Below are 15,894 nucleotides of genomic sequence, written 5' to 3'. Positions count from 1 at the left end.
CTAACAACAAAACAACTCAAAATCCAGTGCTTAACGCTTTGAATTCTTCATGATACGTGCTTTGTCTAATTGCCATTCGCGGTCTTTGATATCATCGCGCTTGTCGTGCTCTTTTTTACCGCGTGCAACACCAATCTTCAGTTTGCACCAGGCGTTCTTCCAGTACAACGACAGCGCCACGATGGTGTAGCCTTCGCGGTTGACGCGGCCATACAGGGAGTCGAGTTCACGTTGCTTCAGCAGCAGCTTACGGCTGCGCGTCGGGTCGCAGACCACGTGACTGGAGGCAACGGCTAAGGGTTGAAAGGTTGAACCGAACAGAAAGGCTTCGCCATCGCGCAGCAGAATATAGCTGTCGCTGATGTTGGCTTTACCAGCACGAAGTGACTTAACTTCCCATCCTTGTAACGACAATCCCGCTTCGTACTCCTCTTCAATGAAGTACTCGTGACGGGCGCGTTTGTTCATGGCAACAGTGGCAGAACCGGGTTTGTGTGCTTTTTTCTTTGTCATAGTGCGGCGTATTTTACATCACTTAGTCGGTTATCGCATCCCCAGTCCAGCGGGGCGGCAGGAAACGGGATATTCTAGCACACCCTCACTCGGGGACATTTTTGTTTAATCGCTGAAAATGCTATTATTCAGCGGTTTCGTGATGAACAGGAACCATTATGGCTCAGATTAGTCGTTCGGCGCTGGTCCCGTTTAGTGCCGGTCAGATGTACAAACTTGTAAATGATGTGGATGCCTATCCGCAATTCCTGCCGGGTTGCACCGGAAGCCGCGTGCTGGATGCGTCAGATAATCAGATGACTGCGTCCGTGGATGTGTCGAAAGCGGGCATCAGCAAGACATTTACCACCCGCAATACCCTGACAGATAACCAGAGCATCCATATGCAACTGGTTGATGGACCGTTCCGCAAGCTGACCGGCGGCTGGAAGTTCGTCTCGCTGGGCGATGACGCCTGCAAGGTTGAATTAAGCCTGGAGTTTGAATTCACCAACATGCTGGTAGAGATGGCCTTTGGACGTATCTTCAAAGAGCTTGCCAACAGCATGGTGCAGGCTTTCACTCAGCGTGCTAAAGAGGTCTACAGTGCCTGAGATCTCCGTTGAGGTGGTCTACGCCTTACCTGAAAAACAGTATCAGCTTTACGTGAAAGTGGAGCAGGGCAGCACGGTAGAGCAGGTCATCCAAAAGTCAGGACTACTGGAACTGCGTCGGGAGATTGATCTCACCAGTAACAAAGTCGGCATCTACAGCCGGCCAGTGAAGCTGGGTGATGAGGTTAATGAGGGCGATCGTATTGAGATCTATCGTCCGCTGATTGCCGATCCCAAAGAGCTGCGCCGTCAGCGCGCAGAGCGAGCGGCAGAGAGCAAAAAATAAGTCGCTATCCCTTCAGGCTCAGTGGATAGCGGGCATAAAAAAAGGCGCTCAGTGCGCCTTTTTGCTGTCTGCCGTTTAAACGGTCTTCCGTTCAATCAGTCGCTGTTTCTGGCCAGATTCTGCTTATTGTCGATGTTAGTCAGAACACCGTTACCATCAAAGTTCAGTGTCAGCGTCTGCTGCTTCACGCGCTCATGACCTGGCTCCTGACGGAACACGTAATACCATACGTTGCTGCCAAACGGGTCTTTCATCATCGGCGTACCGAGGGTGTAAGCCACCTGTTGCTGTGTCATACCGGTATGGATCTTGGCTACGTCGTTAGCTACCAGATAGTTACCCTGGTTGATATCAGGACGATAGACCACGCGCTCTAAAGTGGAACATCCGGCGGTCATCATCAACATTACTACTGCCGCGGCAGTCAGCGTTTTACAGCGCATCTATACATTCCTTTTCCGGGGCCAAACGCCTTTTACAGGCGGTTTTCTTGCCATCAAAATCTGAACTCTGCCTGCGGCAGGCTTTATTACTTTGGCGACATAAGTGCCGATGATAATAAACCTTTTCGCTATTGGAAACCTCTACAGAGCAAGCTTATGACCCCAGCCGGTTAAAAAAGTGCGCTGCTATGCGGCTAAAAGTTCTTTTGCGTTGGCCAAGGTGTTACGTGTGACCTCGCTGCCACCCAGCAGTCGCGCCAGTTCCTGCAGACGTGCACGTTTGTCCAGCGGCTGCATATGAGTCTCGGTCATCGCACCATCGGTCTCTTTGCTGACATAAAAATGCTGATGACCACAACCGGCAACCTGCGGCAGGTGGGTTACGCACATCACCTGAGTCGATTCGCCCAGCTGACGCAACAGTTTACCCACCACGGCGGCGGTCGGGCCGCTGATGCCGACATCCACTTCATCGAAAATCATCGCCGGCGTTTCCATTTTCTTCGCGGTGATCACCTGAATCGCCAGGGCGATACGTGACAGTTCACCGCCCGAAGCAACTTTGCCCAGCGGCTGCAGTGGCTGACCTGGGTTAGTGGTCACCTGGAAATCGACGCGGCTCGCACCGTCTGCGGTCAGCTGATCCCGATTAAAGGTCAGCGCAATTTTAAACTGGCCATGCGGCATCGAGAGCAGATGCATACTCTGGGTAATCAGCAACTGCAACTCATCGGCATAGTGGCTGCGCTGCTGGTGCAGCTGCTCTGCGCTTTGCAGCGCGGCCTGATAGTGTTCACCCACCAGTAATTGCAGGCTCTCCTGATCGCTCTCATGCTGAGACAGCAGTTCCGCTTCTGCCAGTAGTTGCTGATGCAGTTCAGGCAGCCCTTCAGGGGTGACGTGATGCTTACGGGCTAAGGCGATCTGGCGCGAAATACGCTGTTCCAGTTCATACAAGCGGTTAGGATCCAGATCAAGGCTGTCGCAGTAGTGGCGCAGTTCGTCACTGGCTTCGCTCAGCTGAATCGCCGCCTCTTCCAGCAGGTTGTGAACGCCGTTCAGCTTCTCATCCAGCGAGGTCAGCTCTGAAATCATCTCACGCGCGCTGTAGAGCAGGCTGTTGAGATTATTGTCATCGCTGTCTGCTAACAGTTGCAGTGCCTGCTGGCTGGTCGACAGCAGCTGTCCGCTGTTGGCCAGACGCTTATACTCTTCGTCGATCTGCTCATATTCACCCTGCTGCGGAGCGAAGTCGTTCAGCTCTTTCAGCTGATACTGCAACAGCTCGCGGCGGGATTCGCGCTCCTGCGCCTGCTGCTGATGCAGCGCCAGGGTGCGGCAGCTCTGATGCCAGGTCTGATAGCTGGCGCGCATTTGCTGCAGCAGATCGTCGTGACCGGCATAGGCATCCAGCAGATGTTTCTGGTGGTCTGGTTTGAGCAGAAGCTGATGGGCATGCTGGCCGTGGATCTGAATCAGTAACTGGCCGAGATCGCGCAGCTGAGAGAGCGGCACCGCCGTGCCGTTGATAAAGCCGCGGGAACGTCCGTCAGCGCTGATAACCCGGCGCAGCAGACATTCGTTGCCATCGTCCAGATGATTATCAATCAGCCAGCGCTGAGCAGAAGGGGAGGACTTAAGCTGGAAGCGTGCGCAGAGGTCGGCCCGGCTGGCACCCTGACGCACCATGTCGGCATCAGCACGACCGCCCAGGCATAATCCCAGCGCATCAATCGCGATAGACTTACCGGCACCGGTCTCACCAGTGATTGCTGTCATGCCGCGTTGAAAATCAATGTCGAGCTCACGAACGATAGCGAAATTACTGATGGTCAGTTGGGCCAGCATAGGTTCACCTGTATGAATAAACACATATGGTTTTTCATACAGTATAAACTGGTTTTTTATCCAGTAAAGAGGTGATGCCGCATTTCAGAACAATTTTTTTGACCAGCCCAGTTTTGAACTCAGCGTATTGAAATAGCTGTAGTTTTTAGGATGAATCAGGTTCAGGTGGTTGGCGCTGCGTCGTATCAGTACATCCTCGCCTTCCTGAATCGGCAGCGCAATCTGGCTGTCACAGCTGATTTCCAGGTCGCTGCGGCGTGAGGAAAAGCGCAAACGGATGGTACTGCTGCTGTTGATGACCAGTGGCCGCGCTGACAGCGTATGCGGGAACATCGGCACCAGCACAATCGCTTCAAGTGACGGCGTCAGAATCGGGCCGCCCGCAGAGAGTGAATAGGCGGTCGAGCCGGTGGGTGTCGAAATAATCAGCCCATCCGAGCGCTGGGAGAAGGCGAACACTTCATCGATGTAGACTTCAAATTCGATCATGTGCGCGACTTTGCCGGGATGCAGCACCACTTCGTTGATAGCGGAGCCAATGCGCGGCGAGCAGTCAGATTTGCACACCTGCGCTTCCAGCAGAAAGCGGCTCTCGACGAAATAGTTGCCCTGTAGCACCTCATCCAGCTGCTGCTGCGCATTGTCCGGGTCAAGGTCGGTGAGAAAGCCGAGATTACCGCGGTTAATCCCAATCACTTTAATGTCGTAGCGCGCCAGCACCCGCGCTGCGCCCAGCATATTGCCATCACCGCCCACCACGACAGCTAAATCGGCCTGCTGACCAATCTCCGCCAGCGTGCCCGTCTGCACGTCGTGAAGCGACAGCTCCTGCGCAATTTGCTTCTCAACGATCACTTGATAACCTTTGGCTGTCAGCCAGCGCCAGAGCATCTCATGCGTGGTTAACGCGGTGGGATGGCGCGGATGGCCCACAATACCAATGCAGTTAAAGTGTTTGTTCATCTGGTCGGTGTTCCTTATAAGCCAAAACGGTAAGGCAATGTGATAGGTTCCCTTGAATCCGTCATACCAATCCCCATAATAAGCCAACCAGCGAAATGAATGTGCAAAACGCGGAGAAATTCATGAGTAGTAAAGAACAGAACACCCCAAACGAGCAAGTCTCAGACGAAATTCAGCAGGATCAGCAGCAACCTCAGGAAGCGGAGACAGCGGCAGAGGTGGATCCGCGTGATGAGCGTATTGCTCAGCTCGAAGCTGAATTAGCGCAGTCGCAGACCGGTGTGCGCGATGCCCAGCTGCGTGCACAGGCAGAGATTGAGAACATTCGTCGTCGTGCCGAGATGGACGTTGAGAAGGCGCACAAATTTGCGCTGGAGAAGTTTGCCAACGAACTGCTGCCGGTCATCGACAGTCTCGAGCGTGCGCTGGAAGTGGCGAACAAAGAGGACCCACAGCTGGCTTCGATGATTGAAGGGATTGAACTGACCCTGAAAGGCCTGCTGGGCGCCGTGCGTAAATTCGGTGTTGAAGTGGTCGGCGAAACCGGCGTGCCGTTTAACCCGGAAGTGCATCAGGCGATGTCGATGATGGAGTCTGAAGAGTTTGAGCCAAACCATGTCATGCTGGTCATGCAGCGTGGCTATACGCTGAATGGTCGCCTGCTGCGCCCGGCGATGGTTGCGGTTTCCAAAGCGAAAAGCTGATTCAACGCCTGAATCCCGTTACACGGCCGCGCACTGACGCGGCCGTGTGCTTTCTGGCGTTAGTCCGGTAAAACCGGCGTCCAGTCCACCGGCTTTTTACCGGCAGCGCTCAGCAGCTCATTGGTTGTTGAAAAGTGTTTGCAGCCGAAAAAGCCACGGTGGGCGGAGAGCGGCGAGGGATGCGGTGCCTGCAACACGTGATGGCGCTGGCGATCGATAATGCTGCCTTTCTTCTGCGCATGTGAACCCCACAGCAGAAAAATCACCCCTTCACAGTGCTGGTTAATCGCCGCAATCACATTATCCGTAAAAGTCTCCCAGCCAAATCGCGCATGGGAATGCGCTTTGCCCGCCTCAACCGTCAACACGGTGTTCAGCAACATCACGCCCTGTTTTGCCCAGCTCTCAAGAAAGCCGTGACTGGGCTTCTGAAAACCTGGAATATCCTGCATCAGCTCTTTGTAGATATTTTGCAGAGAGGGCGGCACCTGGACGCCGGGCAGTACCGAGAAGGCCAGACCGTGCGCCTGATGAGGCCCGTGATAGGGATCCTGACCGAGTATCACGACGTTGACGTCGCCCAGCTCCGTCAGGCGAAAGGCGTTGAACACATCTTTCTGCGGCGGATAGACGGTGACACCCGCAGCGCGTTGATCGGCGACCTGCTTCAGCGTCTCGATAAAATAGGGTTTCTCTTTCTCTTCAGCCAGCACGTCGTGCCAGGTCAGCTTTTCAGCCATGTTTAACTCCCTTAACGTTAGTGCCATAAGCTTAGCGGTTCCTGCCGCTGACCTGAAGGCAAAAATAATTTGAATAATACAAATTAAGTTTAGGTGGCAGGGGTATTGAGATCAACGGGTTAGCTTAAAAGCGGCCGGAATGCCTGATTAATATTGATACAGGTCAAAACTGTCCGAAATCAAAGGTGATATACCGGGGCCTCAAATTTGATTTATCCACGTATTACCCGGGAGACGCAATCATGATCACTGGTATCCAGATCACTCAATCAAACAATTCACAACTACTGAACTCCTTCTGGCTGCTGGACGAAGAGAAAGCCGAAGCGCGTTGCCTGTGTGCAAAAGCGGGCTACGAAGAAGATCAGGTTGTCGCCATCAGCGAACTGGGCGAATTCGCTTACCGCGAAGTGCCGGTTGAAATCAAACCTCAGGTACGTGTTGAAGGTGGACAGCATCTGAACGTCAACGTTCTGCGTCGCGAAACGCTGGAAGATGCAGTTAAACATCCTGAAAACTATCCGCAGCTGACTATCCGTGTTTCAGGCTATGCCGTGCGTTTTAACTCACTGACGCCTGAGCAGCAGCGCGACGTCATTACCCGTACCTTTACTGAAAGTCTTTAAGCAGCCTGAGTTATCGGTTGCTGAAAATTAGCGCAAAGCGCACACAGCAATTTTTATTAATATTATGAATAAGATAAACAGTTAACTGCCTGGCACGCTGATGACAGTGTCGTGAAGAAAGCGCTCTGGCAGACAAAAGATTGTGAAAGGGCTGTTACTGATTATCAGATAAAAAAAATCGCCTCCTGTGAGGCGATTTTTTTATAGCTGCGATGATTTATTCCGCATTCTCGTTAGCTGGCGTACTGCCGCTTGCCTTGCGGCGTTTGCCGACATTTTTGGCATCACGATGGCGTTTTTTCACTCGCGGTTTTTCTGTTTCACTGGCTTTCTGCTCTGCACGCTTCGCCAGAACCTTTTTCGACGGTTTGCCGGTCGTTTTGGCACTTGGCGCCCGCGTCTCAGGACGCAGCTCATCAATCACGCGCGCTTTGATCGGCTCGTTCACATAGCGGGTGATTTTGCCCAGCAGCACGAAATCGTGCGCTTCAACCAGTGAGATGGCGATGCCTTTACGGCCCGCACGACCGGTACGCCCGATGCGGTGCAGATAGGTATCGGCGGTGCGCGTCATGTCATAGTTGAAGACATGACTGACATCTTCAACGTCAATGCCGCGCGCGGCGATATCCGTCGCAACCAGCACGTTAACGCGGCCTTCACTCAGACGTTTAATCGCTTCGTTACGCTTCGCCTGCACCATTTCGCCTTCAAGATAGCTGCTACGAATCCCCGCTTCGTGCAGCCAGCTCACCAGCTCATGCAGACGTTCACGCTTACGCACGAACACGATGCTGCGCGTCACATCCGGCTGTTTCAGCAGATGGATCAGTAATTTGGTTTTGTGCTGCAGATCGTCAGCGCGGTAGTACCACTGCTGGATCTTTTTGCGCTCACGGCGGCTTGGGTCCGCTTCCAGCTCAACCGGATCGTTCAGCAGACGCTCGGCGAAGTCACGGATATTGTCGCCTTCCAGCGTGGCGGAGAACAGCAGGGTTTGCTTGCGCCAGCGCGTTTCAGCCGCGATGGTTTCGATATCCTGGGCAAAGCCCATATCGAGCATGCGGTCCGCTTCATCCAGCACCAGGGTTTCTACTGCGCGGCAGTCAAAGTTCTCTTCATTGATGTACTGCAGCAGACGGCCGGTGGTGGCGACCACGATGTCCTGGTTTTCGCTGAACACTTCGGCATGGTTCATATAGGCTACGCCGCCAGTGATGGTAGCGATGTCCAGATGGGTATGTTTCGCCAGCTCACGCGCATGATCGGCGACCTGCATCGCCAGCTCGCGGGTCGGGGTCACAATCAGGATGCGTGGCGGGCCAGATTTCTTACGCGGAAAATCAAGGAGGTGCTGCAACGCCGGTAACAGATACGCGGCGGTTTTCCCGGTCCCTGTAGGTGCCGAACCCAGAACGTCACGGCCCTCCAGCGCGGGCGGAATTGCAGCAGCCTGGATCACTGTTGGGCGCGTAAAGCCTTTTTCCTGCAACGCTTGTAGCAGGCTTTCGTCGAGTTCGAGTTCGGAAAATGTGGTTACTGTCATGGTCTACCTCAGTTTGGGGCGCTGATTATAGACAGATCAGACTGAATCTTCATCTGTTAATCCGTTTCGGCTGCGCCTGGGGTTGTCTGCCGCGTGAATTCCCTCTGTCGTCACGTTACACTCATGCGCTGCCGTACGGCAGGAAAAAAACGATGGTAGTGACGAATGATGCAGGATAAGCCGCGTGAACGGCCACAGTTAAACAAGAACGGTTTTACCTTTAAACAATTTTTTGTCGCGCACGATCGCTGTGCGATGAAAGTGGGCACCGATGCCATTCTGCTTGGGGCCTGGGCGCCGGTTGCCGGGGTAAAACGTATTCTGGATATTGGCAGCGGCAGCGGGCTTATCGCGCTGATGCTGGCGCAGCGTACGCCGTCGCCGGTCAACATCGATGCGGTTGAGTTAGAACCGCAAGCCGCGCTTCAGGCGCAGGAGAATGTGCAGCAGTCGCCGTGGCCTGAACGTATTCAGGTTCATCAGCGTGATATCGCCGACTGGGCCGAACAGTGCGATAAACGTTACTCGCTAATCGTCAGCAATCCGCCTTATTTTGCGCCAGGTGTGGCCTGTTCGACTGCGGCACGGGACAGCGCCCGTGCCACGGCCTCGCTCGATCATCAGACACTGTTGCGCAGTGCTGCATTACTGATTGAAGAAGAGGGGATGTTCTGCGTGGTGCTGCCCACCGCGACCGGCCAGGAATTCATCGCCCTGGCGCAGGCGGATGGCTGGCACCTGCGTTTCCGGCTGGACGTGGCGGAATATGCCCATCGTCCGCCGCACCGCGTCCTGCTGGGGCTGTCGCCGCAGGCCGGGGAAACCCTGCTGGAGCGCCTTGCTATCCGCACGCCGGACACCCGCTATTCTGATGAGTGGTGTAGTCTGACGCGGGAGTTCTACCTTTTTATGTAGTCCGGCGGCGTCAGGATGGTTGGCCGCGCCTCGGGCAGTAAATCCGGGTAGTCGCGGATATAGTGCAGGCCGCGACTCTCTTTTCGCTCCAGCGCACAGCGCACCATCAGGTCAGCGACCTGCACCAGATTCCGTAGCTCCAGCAGGTTATTGGAGAGGCGGAAATGACGATAATATTCATCGATCTCCTGCTGAAGCAGGTTGATGCGACGCAGCGCCCGCTCCAGCCGCCGGGTCGTGCGGACGATTCCCATGTAATCCCACATGAATAACCGTAGCTCGTGCCAGTTATGCTGGATCACCACGCGCTCATCGGCGTCATCAACCTGACTTTCATCCCATGCGGGTAGCGCAGTAACGGCTTCAATGGCGGGCAGGGTGCGAATCAGCTCCTCTGCGGCGGACCAGCCATAAACCAGACACTCCAGCAACGAATTGGATGCCATGCGGTTAGCGCCGTGCAGGCCGGTATAACTCACCTCACCGATGGCATAGAGGCTACTGACGTCGGTCTGGCCATGCTGATCGACGACCACGCCGCCACAGGTATAGTGCGCGGCAGGCACAATCGGGATGGGTTCTTTGGTGAGGTCAAAGCCAAAGGTCAGCAACTTCTCATAGATCATCGGGAAGTGCGCGCGAACAAACTCCTCAGGCTGGTGGCTGATGTCCAGATACATACAGTCAACGCCCAGCCGCTTCATCTCATGATCGATGGCCCGGGCGACGATATCGCGCGGGGCGAGTTCGGCACGCTCATCGAAATCGGGCATGAAACGGCTGCCATCGGGACGCAACAGCCAGGCACCTTCTCCGCGTAACGCTTCGGTTAACAGGAAATTCTGCGCCTGCGGATGAAACAGGCAGGTCGGGTGGAACTGGTTAAATTCCAGATTGGCAACCCGGCAGCCGGCACGCCAGGCCATTGCGATGCCGTCACCGGAGGCGATGTCGGGGTTAGTCGTATATTGATAGACCTTGGCGGCACCACCGGTTGCAACCACCACGGCCCGTGCCCGACAGGTTTCCACCTGTTCGCGATTACGGTTCCAGATCCACGCGCCTACTACACGGCGTGGGCCTGGCAGGCCGATTTTATCTGAAAGAATCAGATCGACCGCGTTGGTGCGTTCCAGAATCCGGATGTTGGGATGGCTCAACGCCTGGCTTACCAGCGTCGTTTCAACCGCATGGCCGGTGGCGTCAGCGCTGTGCAGGATACGGCGATGACTGTGGCCGCCTTCCCGCGTCAGGTGATAACGCATGTCGCCGGCCGCCTGCGGATCGAGATCAAAGGCGACACCGTTGTCGATCAGCCACTGCACGCAATGCCGGGCATTACTGGCGATAAACGAGACGGCTTCACGGTCGCATAATCCTGCTCCGGCAATCAGCGTATCTTCGATGTGCGACTCGATGCTGTCAGTCTCATCAAATACCGCAGCAATACCGCCCTGGGCGTAAAGGGTTGACCCCTCATTGACCTGCGCTTTACTGAGAACTGTCACCTGATACTGTTTTGCCAGCCGCAACGCCAGCGACAGGCCAGCAGCACCGCTGCCCACAATGAGTACATCACACTGATAATCCGGGTTCGCATTCATCATAATGTTTAATTTACTAAACAAGAATAGGGCTGAGCATAAGCGCAATGGGGGTTGCTGTGAAGTATTTTAAACATCTGGCGCAGGTTTTTGTCTGATGATTTCCCAAAGTTACTTAATATCAGTGAGTTAAAACCGGACTGCTTTTGGCGCGGTTTTTTATAGCAAACTTATTAAACCTAAAGGATTTAATGATGAAAAAGCTGTTGTCATAGGTTACTCTGCCTGCGATTTACGCTCCTTACACTGAACGAAAACGAAGAACCTGTGTAATGTCCATCGGAGCGGTAAATATCAGGGCGAGAAGTGAACTTCGCACCACATCACAACTCTAAGCGCATGCTTGCTCAGAACCATGAGATGTGCTGGCAGTTACTTTATGCGTATGAAAAATTTGGGGAGACATTACCTCGGATGAGCGAGCAGTTGACGGACCAGGTCCTTGTCGAGCGCGTACAGAAGGGAGATCAAAAAGCTTTCAACTTACTGGTGATTCGTTACCAGCATAAAGTGGCGAGCCTGGTTTCACGCTATGTTCCCTCGGGCGACGTACCTGATGTAGTACAGGAATCGTTTATTAAAGCGTATCGCGCGCTGGATTCATTCCGGGGCGATAGCGCGTTTTATACCTGGCTGTACCGCATTGCGGTAAATACAGCGAAAAATTACCTGGTTGCTCAGGGGCGTCGTCCGCCATCCAGCGATGTGGATGCTATTGACGCAGAAAATTTCGAAAGTGCGGGTGCATTAAAAGAAATTTCGAACCCTGAGAACTTAATGTTGTCAGAAGAATTGAAACAAATTGTCTTTCGTACCATCGAGGCGCTACCCGAGGATTTGCGTATGGCAATCACCCTCAGGGAACTGGACGGTCTGAGTTATGAAGAGATCGCCGTCATTATGGATTGCCCGGTAGGCACTGTTCGATCACGTATCTTTCGTGCGCGAGAGGCCATTGATAACAAAGTTCAACCGCTTATCCAACGTCAGTGATAACGGCTACTGGAAGGGTACATAGGCATGCAGAAAGAAAAACTTTCCGCTTTAATGGATGGTGAGACCTTAGATAACGAGCTGTTTTCCGCCTTGTCTAAGGACGCAGAATTACAGAAAAGCTGGGCAAGCTATCATCTCATTCGCGATACCATGCGCGGTGATGTGGGCGATGTCCTGCATTTTGATATTTCTGCGCGCGTCGCTGCTGCCATCGAAAAAGAACCGTTGCGTACGGTTACAACGCTGATCCCTGAAGCTCAGCCAGAACCTTCCCGCTGGGAAAAAATGCCGTTCTGGAAAAAAGCGCGCCCGTGGGCTGCGCAACTGACCCAGGTCGGTGTCGCTGCCTGTGTTTCACTGGCCGTGATCGTAGGCGTTCAGCACTATAACCAGCCAGAGGGCAGCGCCACGCAGACCTCTGACTCTCCGGTGTTCAATACGATGCCGATGATGGGCAAAGCGTCTCCGGTGAGCCTGGGCGTGCCGTCTGATGCATTTGACACCAACAGTTCTAACCAGCAGGTTCAGGACCAGCGTCGTCGCGTAAATGCCATGCTGCAGGATTACGAACTGCAACGTCGCCTGCACGCTGACCAGCTGCAGTTTGAAACCACTGCGCCAAAACAGGCGCAGGTTGATGTTCCCGGAAATCAATCATTAGGACAGCAACAGCAGTAATGAAGCCGCTTTGGTATGCTGTTAGCCTGCTGACAGGCAGCCTGTTGTGGTCATCTGCCGCCCCGGCGCAACCTTCTGCGTCCGGGGCGCTATTGCAGCAGATGGAGCAGGCAAGTCAGAACCTCAACTACGAATTCGCCTATATCAACGTTTCCCGCATCGGCATCGAATCGCTGCGTTATCGTCATGCTGTAATCGATAACCGGATATTCGCTCAGCTGTTGCAGATGGACGGGCCACGTCGGGAAGTGATCCAGCGCGGCAACGATATCAGTTACTTCGAACCCGGCCTCGATCCCTTTTCGCTCCCCGGCAATCACATTATCGATGCTTTACCGTCGGTAATTTTTGCTGACTTCACCAAGCTCGCCACAGCCTATGATTTTATTACCGTAGGCCGCTCGCGCATTGCCGATCAGATGTGTGATGTGTTGCGCATCGTTTCACGCGATGGCACCCGTTACAGCTATGTGGTCTGGCTGGATGTGGACACCAAGCTGCCGCTGCGCATCGACCTGCTCGATCGTGACGGCGAAACGCTGGAGCAGTTCCGCGTCATCAGCTTTGCGGTGGACGAAGGGGTGCGCAATCTGATGCAGGGGCTGGAGAAAGCCAATCTGCCTCCGTCGCTTTCGGTGCCGAAAGGGGATGCGGTCACGCTCACCTGGCAGCCTGGCTGGATACCTGCCGGTATGTCGCTGGTGTCGCAGAATCGTCGCACGCTACCCGGTTTGAATAAAAATATGGAATCGAAGCTCTACAGCGATGGCCTGTTTAGTTTCGCGATCAACGTGACGCCGGCCGATAAAACCAGCACAACGCAGACATTGCGCACTGGGCGTCGTACGGTCCAGACCGTTGTGCGCAATAATAACGAAATAGCGGTGATCGGCGAATTACCGCCCTCTACCGCAAAACGTATTGCGGACAGCATCGACCTGGGGTCACAAAAATGATGAGAGAATGGGCCACCGTGGTGGCATGGCAGGATGGCATCGCCACGCTGCACACCGAAGCTAAAACCTCCTGCAACAGCTGTCAGGCGCGTAAAGGCTGTGGCAGCCATATGCTGAATAAGCTCGGTCCGAAGAATGCCCACGTGATGCAAATCGCCAGCAGCAAGCCGCTGCAGCCGGGGCAGCGGATCGAACTTGGTATCAAAGAGAGCAGCCTGCTGGGTTCTGCGCTGTTGGTCTACATGACGCCGCTGTTTGGCCTGTTCCTGGTTTCCGGGCTGTTTCAGGCGCTGTTCAGCAGCGACCTGGCCGCCGCCTGCGGTGCGCTGCTGGGCGGCATCGGGGGTTTTATTGTCGCCAAAGGCGTTTCAATGAAATTCGGCGATCGGGAAGCCTTTCAGCCGGTCATTCTTAACATCGCCTTGCCTCCCGATGCGCTGCGTGTTGAAAGCGAAGCGTAACGCACGTCCAGGCCGCGCATCCCGCGGCCTTTGTCTGTTCTGCCTCGCGCAGATATCTGTTTCGCTTCCACCACGTTCCATTCTTTTATGCGCGGCGTTAACAGTGTAATATGCGTCGTCATTAATGAGGCTGACAGGATTGTGGGTAAAGAGCGATCTTCCTGAATGTGTCTGTGCTCAGGTTTTCAACTGAATTTTAAGCGAAGATATCCCAATAAATGAAGCACATAAGAAATTTCTCCATCATCGCTCATATCGACCATGGCAAATCTACGCTCTCTGACCGCCTGATTCAGATTTGCGGCGGCCTCACCGCTCGTGAAATGGCTGCGCAGGTTCTTGACTCTATGGATCTGGAGCGCGAGCGTGGCATCACCATCAAAGCACAGAGCGTCACACTCGATTACCACGCGAAAGACGGCCAAACTTACCAGCTCAATTTCATCGATACCCCAGGACACGTAGACTTCTCCTATGAAGTTTCCCGCTCACTGGCCGCCTGCGAAGGCGCGCTGCTGGTGGTGGATGCCGGTCAGGGTGTTGAAGCGCAGACACTGGCGAACTGCTACACCGCGATGGAGATGGATCTGGAAGTGGTGCCGGTTCTGAACAAAATTGACCTGCCCGCTGCCGATCCCGATCGCGCCGCGCAGGAGATTGAAGATATCGTCGGCATTGATGCAACTGATGCAGTGCGCTGCTCAGCCAAAACCGGCGTCGGCGTTCCGGAAGTGCTGGAACGCTTAGTGCGCGACATTCCGCCGCCAGAAGGCGATCCGGAAGCGCCGCTGCAGGCACTGATTATCGACTCCTGGTTCGATAACTACCTGGGTGTTGTTTCCCTGGTGCGCGTGAAAAACGGCACCATGCGCAAAGGCGACAAGATCAAAGTCCTGAGCACCGGCCAGGTTTATAACGCTGACCGCCTGGGTATCTTTACCCCGAAACGGGTTGATCGTAATGAGCTGAACTGCGGTGAAGTAGGCTGGCTGGTCTGCGCCATTAAAGATATCCTCGGCGCACCCGTGGGCGATACGCTGACTACCGCACGTAACCCGGCAGACAAAGCGCTGCCAGGCTTTAAAAAAGTGAAGCCGCAGGTTTATGCCGGTCTGTTCCCAATCAGCTCTGACGACTATGAAGCGTTCCGTGATGCGCTCGGTAAGCTGAGCCTGAACGACGCCTCGCTGTTCTATGAGCCAGAAAGCTCAACGGCGCTGGGCTTTGGTTTCCGCTGCGGCTTCCTCGGTCTGCTGCACATGGAGATCATCCAGGAGCGTCTGGAGCGCGAATACGATCTCGATCTGATCACTACCGCACCGACGGTGGTGTATGAAGTCGTGACCACCAGCGGCGAAATCGTTCATGTCGACAGCCCATCTAAGCTGCCGGCACTGAACAATATCGAAGAGCTGCGTGAACCAATAGCCGAATGTCACATGCTGCTGCCGCAGGAGTATCTGGGCAACGTCATCACGCTCTGTATTGAGAAGCGTGGCGTGCAGACCAACATGGTTTACCACGGCAATCAGGTGGCACTGACTTACGAAATTCCGATGGCTGAAGTGGTACTCGACTTCTTTGACCGTCTGAAATCAACCTCGCGCGGTTATGCCTCGCTGGATTACAACTTTAAACGTTTCCAGCCTTCAGACATGGTACGCGTCGACGTACTGATTAACTCTGAGCGTGTGGATGCGCTGGCGCTGATTACCCACCGTGACAACGCGCCTTATCGCGGACGCGATCTGGTTGAGAAAATGAAAGAGCTCATCCCGCGTCAGCAGTTTGATATTGCGATTCAGGCTGCCATCGGCAACCACATTATCGCGCGTTCAACGGTGAAACAGCTGCGTAAAAACGTTCTCGCCAAGTGTTATGGCGGTGACGTCAGCCGTAAGAAGAAACTGTTGCAGAAGCAGAAAGATGGTAAGAAGCGAATGAAGCAGGTTGGTAACGTTGAGCTGCCACAGGAAGCGTTCCTCGCCATTCTGCATGTCGGTAAGGACAGCAAATAAGGAT

General features: G+C 54.3%; 17 protein-coding genes. 10 read left to right on the top strand and 7 right to left on the bottom strand.

From position 1 onward, the window contains the following. Positions 1–30: 30 nt before the first annotated feature. On the bottom strand, positions 31–513 hold the full coding sequence (gene smpB, locus NCR98_RS29625) for an SsrA-binding protein SmpB (RefSeq protein WP_010257694.1): 483 nt from the start codon (positions 511–513) through the stop codon (positions 31–33). Between the two features lie 158 nt (positions 514–671). On the opposite strand from smpB, the gene NCR98_RS29620 reads away from it, so the two are divergent. Together NCR98_RS29620 and NCR98_RS29615 are read left to right on the top strand one after the other, a co-directional pair. Beyond that, the gene (locus NCR98_RS29620; protein WP_010257692.1) at positions 672–1,106 is read left to right on the top strand and encodes a type II toxin-antitoxin system RatA family toxin; all 435 of its coding nucleotides are present in this window, start codon (positions 672–674) and stop codon (positions 1,104–1,106) included. Beyond that, entirely contained in the window at positions 1,099–1,392 is a 294-nt protein-coding gene (locus tag NCR98_RS29615) for an RnfH family protein (protein WP_033758668.1), read from the top strand. The genes NCR98_RS29620 and NCR98_RS29615 overlap by 8 nt, the downstream gene beginning before the upstream one ends. 95 nt (positions 1,393–1,487) lie before the next feature. Here NCR98_RS29615 and bamE read toward each other — a convergent pair whose 3' ends face one another. The 3 genes from bamE to nadK all read right to left on the bottom strand — a co-directional run bounded on the left by bamE (position 1,488) and on the right by nadK (position 4,646). Continuing rightward, complete coding sequence (gene bamE / locus NCR98_RS29610; RefSeq protein ID WP_010672176.1) at positions 1,488–1,835, bottom strand: outer membrane protein assembly factor BamE; 348 nt, start codon at positions 1,833–1,835, stop codon at positions 1,488–1,490. Positions 1,836–2,021: 186 nt separating this feature from the next. Next, positions 2,022–3,683: a DNA repair protein RecN gene (gene recN, locus NCR98_RS29605; protein WP_250489352.1), complete on the bottom strand. Its 1,662-nt coding sequence runs from the start codon at positions 3,681–3,683 to the stop codon at positions 2,022–2,024. An 84-nt stretch (positions 3,684–3,767) separates the two neighbouring features. Next, positions 3,768–4,646: an NAD(+) kinase gene (nadK, locus tag NCR98_RS29600; protein ID WP_010257685.1), complete on the bottom strand. Its 879-nt coding sequence runs from the start codon at positions 4,644–4,646 to the stop codon at positions 3,768–3,770. Between the two features lie 122 nt (positions 4,647–4,768). On the opposite strand from nadK, the gene grpE reads away from it, so the two are divergent. Beyond that, complete coding sequence (gene grpE / locus NCR98_RS29595) at positions 4,769–5,350, top strand: nucleotide exchange factor GrpE (RefSeq protein WP_010257683.1); 582 nt, start codon at positions 4,769–4,771, stop codon at positions 5,348–5,350. Positions 5,351–5,409: 59 nt separating this feature from the next. Here the strand turns inward: grpE and ung are convergent, their stop codons facing one another. Beyond that, entirely contained in the window at positions 5,410–6,090 is a 681-nt protein-coding gene (gene ung, locus NCR98_RS29590) for a uracil-DNA glycosylase (RefSeq protein ID WP_022624103.1), read from the bottom strand. A gap of 242 nt (positions 6,091–6,332) precedes the next feature. Here ung and grcA point away from each other — a divergent pair, with 242 nt between their 5' ends. Continuing rightward, entirely contained in the window at positions 6,333–6,716 is a 384-nt protein-coding gene (grcA, locus tag NCR98_RS29585; RefSeq protein WP_010672180.1) for an autonomous glycyl radical cofactor GrcA, read from the top strand. 217 nt (positions 6,717–6,933) lie between these two features. Here the strand turns inward: grcA and srmB are convergent, their stop codons facing one another. Further along, a complete protein-coding gene (gene srmB, locus NCR98_RS29580) occupies positions 6,934–8,262 on the bottom strand; it encodes an ATP-dependent RNA helicase SrmB (protein WP_250489351.1) in 1,329 nt (442 codons plus the stop codon). A 165-nt stretch (positions 8,263–8,427) separates the two neighbouring features. On the opposite strand from srmB, the gene trmN reads away from it, so the two are divergent. Continuing rightward, positions 8,428–9,177 (top strand): tRNA(1)(Val) (adenine(37)-N(6))-methyltransferase TrmN, encoded by a 750-nt coding sequence (gene trmN / locus NCR98_RS29575; RefSeq protein ID WP_010257673.1) that lies wholly within the window; start codon positions 8,428–8,430, stop codon positions 9,175–9,177. Here the strand turns inward: trmN and nadB are convergent. After that, positions 9,162–10,805: an L-aspartate oxidase gene (gene nadB, locus NCR98_RS29570; RefSeq protein ID WP_502799821.1), complete on the bottom strand. Its 1,644-nt coding sequence runs from the start codon at positions 10,803–10,805 to the stop codon at positions 9,162–9,164. The genes trmN and nadB overlap by 16 nt on opposite strands. A 390-nt stretch (positions 10,806–11,195) precedes the next feature. Here nadB and rpoE point away from each other — a divergent pair, with 390 nt between their 5' ends. The 5 genes from rpoE to lepA all read left to right on the top strand — a co-directional run bounded on the left by rpoE (position 11,196) and on the right by lepA (position 15,890). Beyond that, positions 11,196–11,774, top strand: a complete 579-nt coding sequence (gene rpoE, locus NCR98_RS29565) for an RNA polymerase sigma factor RpoE (protein WP_010257669.1) — start codon at positions 11,196–11,198, stop codon at positions 11,772–11,774. Positions 11,775–11,801: 27 nt separating this feature from the next. After that, a complete protein-coding gene (gene rseA / locus NCR98_RS29560) occupies positions 11,802–12,455 on the top strand; it encodes an anti-sigma-E factor RseA (RefSeq protein ID WP_010257667.1) in 654 nt (217 codons plus the stop codon). Continuing rightward, on the top strand, positions 12,455–13,411 hold the full coding sequence (gene rseB / locus NCR98_RS29555; RefSeq protein ID WP_010257666.1) for a sigma-E factor regulatory protein RseB: 957 nt from the start codon (positions 12,455–12,457) through the stop codon (positions 13,409–13,411). The genes rseA and rseB overlap by 1 nt, the downstream gene beginning before the upstream one ends. Then, positions 13,408–13,872, top strand: a complete 465-nt coding sequence (gene rseC, locus NCR98_RS29550; RefSeq protein ID WP_010257664.1) for a SoxR-reducing system protein RseC — start codon at positions 13,408–13,410, stop codon at positions 13,870–13,872. The genes rseB and rseC overlap by 4 nt, the downstream gene beginning before the upstream one ends. 218 nt (positions 13,873–14,090) lie before the next feature. Then, the gene (gene lepA / locus NCR98_RS29545; protein ID WP_010257661.1) at positions 14,091–15,890 is read left to right on the top strand and encodes a translation elongation factor 4; all 1,800 of its coding nucleotides are present in this window, start codon (positions 14,091–14,093) and stop codon (positions 15,888–15,890) included. Positions 15,891–15,894: the final 4 nt, after the last annotated feature.

This window comes from Caballeronia sp. GAWG2-1 (assembly GCF_023631405.1).
Lineage (GTDB): Bacteria > Pseudomonadota > Gammaproteobacteria > Burkholderiales > Burkholderiaceae > Caballeronia.
This window is presented reverse-complemented; position numbering and strand designations above follow the sequence as displayed.